This window comes from Cupriavidus sp. FW305-26 (assembly GCF_058787975.1).
Map to the genome: position 1 here is coordinate 45,239 of NZ_JBYTAH010000057.1, position 6,158 is coordinate 51,396.

The window sequence follows — 6,158 nt, forward strand, 5'->3', positions numbered from 1 at the left end:
GACTAGGCCGGCGTTTCCGCCGGCACCTGCGGTGCCCCCGCCGCCCGCCGCAGGCAATCCAGCATGGCCATGACCGCCGCGCGCGACTGCGCGTCGTCACGCCAGTACATCGACACCGAGCCGAACCCCGCCAGCCGCAGCGGCACGATGCGCAGCGCGCCCAGCTCTTCCAGCCTGCGCGCGGTGCGGTGCGAGGCCAGGCCGATCATGTCGCTGTTGTTGAGTAGCGTGAGATTCAGCACAGTGGAATTGCTCTCCACGCAATCGGCCGGCAGGGCACGCTCGGCGCTGGCCAGCGCGCCTTCCAGCGCGTTGCGGATGGGCGTGCCGCGCGGCCACACCACCCAGCGGTGGCGATACAGGTCGTCCCAGCCGATGCGCCCGCCTTGAAGCAGCGGGTGGCGTGGCCGGGCGACGAAGTGGATCGGCTCCATGTAGAGCGATTCGGTGCGCATGTGCGCGTCCTGCAGCTCGGGCGCCGAGCGGCCCACCACGATATCCAGCTCGCTGTGCGCCAGCTGGCTCATGAGCCGGTCCATGGTCGTTTCCACCAGCCGCACGCTGGCGCGGGGCATCTGCTGCAGCAATTGCAGCGCTGCCAGCGGCACGGTATCCGCCGACGACGCGCCCGACGTACCCACCACCACGATCCCGCTGCCGCCGTCGCGCATGGCCTGCAGGTCGTCGCGCGCGGTATCCAGCTGGGCCTCGATCCGGCGGGCGTGCTCGATCAGCGACTCGCCGTAGGGCGTGGGCCGCAGCCCGCGCGCCTGGCGCTCGAACAGGGGCAGCCCGATATCGTCCTCAAGGTCCTTCAGCCATTTGGAAAGGCCCGGCTGGGTCGTGTTCAGCATGGCCGCCGACTGGCTCATATTGCCGGTCTCGGCCAGGCTCAGCAGCATCTGCAGGTTGCGCAGCCGCAATCTCTGGGTCCAGTCCATGAAGCTACCTATATAAAAAAACGTATCGATAAGATGAAAAGTTCATTTCAAATCTTATAGGGCCGGGCGTATAACGACAACAAGACGGTGTGCATCGACACAGGCACCCGCAAAGAGCGCTCCCCAAAGCACCTGCAAAAGTCACGGAGACAGCATGTCCGAACACACCCCAGACCCGGCCCGCGTGGCCTATTACGAAGAAATCGGCCGCAGCCACATGACCCCGCTGTGGGAGTCGCTGCACGCGCTGGTGCCGCCGCAACCGCGGCCGCAGATCGTTCCCGCCATCTGGAAGTACGCCCAGATCCGCCCGCTGGTGATGCAGGCCGGCGGCGTCATCAGCGCCGAGGAAGCGGTGCGCCGCGTGCTGGTGCTGGAGAACCCGGGCATTCCCGGCAAGTCGAGCATCACCTCCACGCTGTACGCCGGCCTGCAGCTGATCCTGCCGGGCGAAATTGCGCCCAGCCACCGCCATACCCAGTCCGCGCTGCGCTTTATCGTGGAAGGCAAGGGCGCCTGGACCGCGGTCAACGGCGAGCGCACCACCATGCATCCCGGCGACTTCATCATCACGCCGTCGTGGACCTGGCATGACCATGGCAACCCCGCCGTCGAGGACGGAGGCGAGCCGGTGGTGTGGCTGGACGGGCTGGATATTCCGCTGGTGCAGCAGTTCGATGCCGGGTTTGCCGAGAACTACCCGCAAGCCCAGCAGCCCGTGACCCGCGTCGAGGGCGACAGCTTTGCCCGCTTCGGCCATAACATGGTGCCGGTGCGGCACCGCGTGACCGATCCCACTTCGCCGGTCTTCAGCTACCCGTACGAGCGCTCGCGCGAGGCGCTGGACCAGCTCTACCGCAACGGCGAGCTCGATGCCTGGGACGGCGTCAAGCTGCGCTATATCAACCCGGCCACCGGCGGCTGGCCGATGCCGACCATCGCCACCTTCATGCAGTACCTGCCGGCGGGCTTCCAGGGCAAGACCTACCGCAGCACCGACGCCACCGTCTACAGCGTGGTGGAAGGGCGCGGCACGGTGCGCATCGGCGACGACCAGTTCCAGTTCGAGCCGCGCGACACCTTCGTGGCCCCGTCGTGGGCGCCGGTGCAGCTGGGCGCGCTGGAAGACGCGGTGCTGTTCAGCTATTCCGACCGACCCGTGCTGTCCGCGATGAACCTGCTGCGCGAAGCGCGCACCTGAGCGTCTCGCGACCCTGATCCGACCTGCCCCGGGCGGTGCCTGCGCGCACCGCCTGAGGCTCCCGCTTACCTGACGACTTCCGGAAACCTCGAACCATGTCCTACGTCTTCACGCCCCCCGCCACCGTTTCCATCCCCGTTGCCGGCAGCGACGACCAGTTCGCCGTGCGCCGCGTCTATTGCGTGGGCCGCAACTACGCCGCCCATGCGCGCGAGATGGGCTTCGATCCCGACCGCGAGCCGCCGTTCTTCTTCTGCAAGCCGGCGGACGCGATCGTCCCGGTGCAGGCAGGTACCACGCTGGACCTGCCGTATCCGGCGCAGACGCAGAACTACCACTACGAGGCCGAGCTGGTGGCCGTGATCGGCAAGGCTGGTTCGGATATCCCGGTCGAACAGGCACTCGAACACGTCTGGGGCTATGCCGTCGGCCTCGACATGACCCGCCGCGACCTGCAGATGAAGATGCGCGAAATGGGCCGCCCCTGGGAAATCGGCAAGGCCTTCGATGCCTCGGCGCCGGTCGCCCCGATCCACCGCGCCAGCGAGATCGGGCATCCGCAGCAGGCCGGCATCTGGCTGACCGTCAACGGTGACACGAAGCAGCGCAGCGACGTGTCGCACCTGATCTGGTCGGTAGCCGAGACGGTGGCCTACCTGTCGCAGTTCTTCCGCCTGGAACCGGGCGATGTGATCTTTACCGGCACACCGGAAGGCGTGGGCGCGGTCAAGGCCGGCGAGACCATGGTCACGGGCGTGGACGGCCTCGGCGAACTGGCCGTGCGCGTGGTCTGAACCTCTGAATCGCAGCACAGGCATTACCGATCATGCAGCTCTATAGTTTCTTCAACAGCTCCACGTCCTACCGGGTGCGCATCGCGCTGGCCCTCAAGGGCCTGCCGTACGACTACCTGCCGGTCAATATCCGCACCGGCCAGCACCGCGAGCCGGAATATGTCGGAAGCATCAACCCGTCCGCGACCGTGCCCGCGCTGGTGGATGGCAGTTTTGCGCTCGGACAGTCGTTCGCGATCATCGACTACCTGGACGCGCTCCAGCCGGTGCCGCGCCTGCTGCCGCAAGACCCGGTGCAGCGCGCGCGGGTGCTGGAACTGGCCACGCTGATCGGCTGCGACATCCACCCGGTCAACAACCTGCGCGTGCTGCGCTACCTGCAGGACGTGCTGAAGGTCACGCCCGAGCAGAAGGATGCCTGGTACCGCCACTGGATCGATGAAGGCATGGCCGGCGTGGAACGCCTGCTGGCGCAGCACGGGCATGGCAGGTGGTGCTTCGGCGATGCGCCGACGCTCGCTGACGTCACGCTGGTGCCGCAAGTTGCCAACGCCCTGCGCATGGGCTGCGACCTGAGCCGGTACCAGCGCGCGATGGCGGTCTACGCACACGCCAGCGTCCATCCCGCCTTTGCCCAGGCCGCGCCAGCGCACCAGCCCGACTACACCGCCTGACGCCACCACGCAGGCCAGGAGACAAGCATGAGCAGTACCAACAACGCGACCGGCAAGGTCCTCATCATCGGCGGCGGCATCGGCGGCCTCGCCGCTGCGCTGGCGCTCGCACGCCAGGGCATCCGCATCGAACTGCTGGAACAGGCCGAGCAGATCGGCGAGATCGGCGCGGGCATCCAGCTGGCCGCCAACGCCTTTGCCGCACTGGATGCGCTGGGCGTAGGCGAAGCTGCGCGCAGCCGGGCTGTCTTTACCGACTACCTCAGCCTGCGCGATGCGATCGATACCAGCGTGATCGCCGAGGTTGACGTTGGGCAGGCGTATCGTGAACGCTTCGGCAACCCCTATGCGGTGATCCATCGCGCTGATATCCACGTGTCGATCCTGGAGGCGGTGCAGGACCATCCGCTGATCACTTTTCGCACGAGCACGCGCGTGGAGCGGTTACTGCAGGACGACAAGGGTGTGACCGTGATCGACCAGCACGGCGAGCATCACCATGGCGACGCGGTGATCGGCTGCGACGGCGTCAAGTCCGCCATCCGCCAGGCATTGATCGGCGATGAACCCCGCGTCACCGGCCATGTGGTCTACCGCGCCGTGGTCGACGTCGCCGACATGCCGCAGGACCTGCAGGTCAATGCACCGGTGGTGTGGGCCGGCCCGCACTGCCACCTGGTCCACTACCCGCTGCGCGGCGGCCAGCAGTACAACCTGGTGGTGACCTTCCACAGCCGCGAGCAGGAAGCCTGGGGCGTGCGCGACGGCAGCAAGGCGGAAGTGCTGTCGTACTTCGAAGGCATCCATCCGCTGCCACACCAGATGCTGGACCGGCCCACTTCCTGGAAGCGCTGGGCCACCGCCGACCGCGACCCGGTCGAGCGCTGGAGCTTCGGCCGCGCCACCATCCTGGGCGATGCCGCACACCCGATGACCCAATACGTGGCCCAGGGCGCCTGCCAGGCGCTGGAAGACGCAGTCACGCTGGGCGCCGCGGTGCAGGCCGCCGGCGGCGACTACGAGGCAGCATTCAAGCTGTACGAGCAGGCCCGCATCCCGCGTACCGCGCGCGTGCTGTACGCCGCGCGCGACATGGGCCGCGTCTACCACGCCAAGGGTGTGGACCGCCTGGTGCGCAACAGCCTGTGGACTGGCCGCACGCAGGCGCAGTTCTACGACGCGCTGCAGTGGCTGCATGGCTGGCGTGCCGACCAGTGCCTGAGCCCCACGCCGTGGCTGTAAGCCGCTGGCGCAACTTTTCTTCGCAGTCAATCCGAAACGATCTGGCGGCCGCGCATAAGGCAGCCGGACGTGACTCGCCCCTAATCCTGGCATCAAGGAGGAGACCACCATGCCTGCCAGCCAACCCCTGAACGTCACCGCGTTCATCGACCGCCAGCCGCTGTCGGCGTTCCAGGTGAGTATCGTCGTGCTGTGCTTCCTGATCGTTGCGGTCGATGGCTTCGATACCGCGGCGATCGGCTTCATCGCGCCAGCCATCCGCGCGGAATGGCAGCTGACGCCGGCCCAGCTGGCGCCGCTGTTCGGCGCCGGACTCGGCGGCCTGATGGTCGGCGCCTTCGTCTTCGGCCCGCTGGCCGACCGCTTCGGCCGCAAGGGCGTGCTGGTGCTGTCGGTGCTGTTCTTCGGTGCCGCCAGCCTGGCCTCGGCCTGGTCGCAGGACCTGTGGACGCTGGTGCTGCTGCGCTTCCTGACCGGCCTGGGCCTGGGCGGAGCCATGCCCAACGCCATCACGCTGACCTCGGAGTTCTGTCCGGAAAAGCGGCGCTCGTTCCTGGTCACGACCATGTTTTGCGGCTTCACGCTGGGCTCGGCTTTCGGCGGCCTGGCTTCCGCCGGGCTGATCGATGCCTTTGGCTGGCGCTCGGTGCTGGTGGCCGGCGGGGTCATGCCGCTGGTGCTGGCGGCGCTGCTGCTGTGGCTGCTGCCGGAATCGGTGCGCTACCTCGTGCTGGCCGGCAAGCAGCGCGAACGCATCGTCGCCACGCTGCAGAAGATCGCGCCGCAAGCCGACCTGCGCGACGCCACCTTCGTGGTCGGCGAACAGCGCAGCACCAGCTCGCCCGTGCGGCACCTGTTCCGGCCCGAGCTGCTGCGGGGCACGCTGCTGTTCTGGCTGACGTTCTTTATGAGCCTGCTGGTGATCTACCTGCTGTCCAGCTGGCTGCCGACGCTGCTGCGCACCGCGGGCCATTCGCTGCGCACGGCCGCGCTGGTGACAACCATGTTCCAGGTCGGCGGGACGGTGGGGGCGATTGCGCTGGGTTGGCTGATGGACCGGATCAATCCGCACTATGTGCTGGCGTCCAGCTATTCACTGGCGGCGCTTGGCATCGCGGCGGTGGGCAGCTTTGCTTCCGACCCGGTGGCTGCGGGCATGGCGGTGTTCCTTGCGGGCTTCTGCGTCTCAGGGTCGCAGGTGGGTGCGAATGCGCTGTCCGCCAGCTTCTATCCGACCGACTGCCGTGCCACAGGCGTGAGCTGGGCCAACGGCGTTGGCCGGATGGGGTCGGTGGTGGGGTCGGTC

Annotated in this window: 6 protein-coding genes; 5 read left to right on the forward strand and 1 reads right to left on the reverse strand. The window is 67.6% G+C overall.

The genetic code is table 11. From position 1 onward, the window contains the following. Positions 1 to 2: 2 nt before the first annotated feature. Positions 3 to 941, reverse strand: coding sequence for a LysR family transcriptional regulator (locus AC3WQZ_RS26200; protein ID WP_011616857.1), 939 nt, complete (start codon positions 939 to 941; stop codon positions 3 to 5). A 154-nt stretch (positions 942 to 1,095) separates the two neighbouring features. On the opposite strand from AC3WQZ_RS26200, the gene gtdA reads away from it, so the two are divergent. The 5 genes from gtdA to AC3WQZ_RS26225 form a co-directional block, all read left to right on the forward strand. After that, positions 1,096 to 2,142: a gentisate 1,2-dioxygenase gene (gtdA, locus tag AC3WQZ_RS26205; protein ID WP_010813402.1), complete on the forward strand. Its 1,047-nt coding sequence runs from the start codon at positions 1,096 to 1,098 to the stop codon at positions 2,140 to 2,142. 95 nt (positions 2,143 to 2,237) lie between these two features. Next, positions 2,238 to 2,936: a fumarylacetoacetate hydrolase family protein gene (locus AC3WQZ_RS26210; RefSeq protein ID WP_010813403.1), complete on the forward strand. Its 699-nt coding sequence runs from the start codon at positions 2,238 to 2,240 to the stop codon at positions 2,934 to 2,936. Positions 2,937 to 2,968: 32 nt separating this feature from the next. Next, positions 2,969 to 3,610, forward strand: a complete 642-nt coding sequence (gene maiA, locus AC3WQZ_RS26215) for a maleylacetoacetate isomerase (protein ID WP_011616858.1) — start codon at positions 2,969 to 2,971, stop codon at positions 3,608 to 3,610. A gap of 27 nt (positions 3,611 to 3,637) precedes the next feature. Then, the gene (locus tag AC3WQZ_RS26220; RefSeq protein WP_492301514.1) at positions 3,638 to 4,852 is read left to right on the forward strand and encodes a 3-hydroxybenzoate 6-monooxygenase; all 1,215 of its coding nucleotides are present in this window, start codon (positions 3,638 to 3,640) and stop codon (positions 4,850 to 4,852) included. A 109-nt stretch (positions 4,853 to 4,961) separates the two neighbouring features. Then, a partial coding sequence (locus tag AC3WQZ_RS26225) for an MFS transporter (RefSeq protein WP_492301516.1) occupies positions 4,962 to 6,158 on the forward strand: 1,197 nt, incomplete at its 3' end.